The organism is Streptomyces sp. NPDC048600 (assembly GCF_055587025.1).
On record NZ_JBVJGZ010000075.1, the window covers coordinates 1 to 1,198 of the forward strand.

A 1,198-nucleotide genomic window follows, 5' to 3' on the forward strand; every position below is an offset into this window, starting at 1 on the left:
GTGGCGATGCCCATGCCGCCGCCCACGCAGAGCGTGGCGAGGCCGTAGCGCTTGTCCTGGCGCTCCAGCTCGTCGACGAGGGTGCCGAGGATCATCGCGCCGGTGGCGCCGAGGGGGTGGCCGAGCGCGATGGCGCCGCCGTTGACGTTGACCTTGTCCAGCGACAGGCCCATGTCCCTGACGAAGCGCAGGACCACCGCGGCGAACGCCTCGTTGATCTCGACCAGGTCGATGTCGTCGATGGTCAGGCCCGCCTTGGCGAGCGCCTTGCGGGTGGCCGGGGCCGGGCCGGTGAGCATGATGGTCGGCTCGGAGCCGGAGACGGCGGCGGAGACGATCCGCGCACGCGGGGTCAGCCCGTAGCGCTCACCGACCTGCCTGGAACCGATCGCGACGAGGGAGGCGCCGTCGACGATGCCGGAGGAGTTGCCCGCGTGGTGGACGTGGTCGATCTTCTCCACCCAGTGGTACTTCTGCAGCGCGACCGCGTCGAAACCGCCCAGCTCGCCGATGTCCGCGAAGGACGGCTTCAGCTTCGCCAGCGAGTCGGCGGTGGTGCCGGGGCGCAGGAACTCGTCGTGGTCCAGGACCGTGAGCCCGGACCGGTCCTTGACCGGCACGACGGAACGGGCGAAACGGCCGTCCTTGACGGCGGCCGCGGCACGCTCCTGCGACAGGGCCGCGTACTCGTCGACGTCACGCCGCGAGAAGCCCTCGATGGTGGCGATGAGGTCGGCCCCGATGCCCTGCGGCACGAAGTCGGTGGCGATGCTCGTCATCGGGTCGGCGAACCAGGCGCCGCCGTCGGAGCCGAGCGGCACACGGGACATGGACTCCACGCCACCCGCGAGGACGAGGTCCTCCCAGCCCGAACGGACCTTGGCTGCGGCCAGGTTGACGGCCTCCAGGCCGGAGGCACAGAACCGGTTCTCCTGGACACCCGCGACGGTGTCCGGCAGCCCGGCGGCGATGGCCGCGATCCGGGCGATGTCGGAGCCCTGGTCCCCGACCGGGCCGACGACGCCGAGCACGATGTCGTCGACGGCGGCGGGGTCCAGGCCGGGGAAGCGGTCGCGGATCTCGTGGATGAGTCCGACGACCAGGTCGATGGGCTTCGTGCCGTGCAGGGCGCCGTTCGCCTTGCCGCGACCGCGCGGGGTGCGGATCGCGTCGTACACGTACGCTTCGGTGCTCACGT

Annotated in this window: 1 protein-coding gene; it reads right to left on the reverse strand. The window is 71.6% G+C overall.

The features are described from left to right. A partial coding sequence (locus ACZ6SQ_RS38355; protein WP_469570690.1) for an acetyl-CoA C-acetyltransferase occupies positions 1–1,196 on the reverse strand: 1,196 nt, incomplete at its 3' end. Between the last annotated feature and the right edge of the window lie 2 nt (positions 1,197–1,198).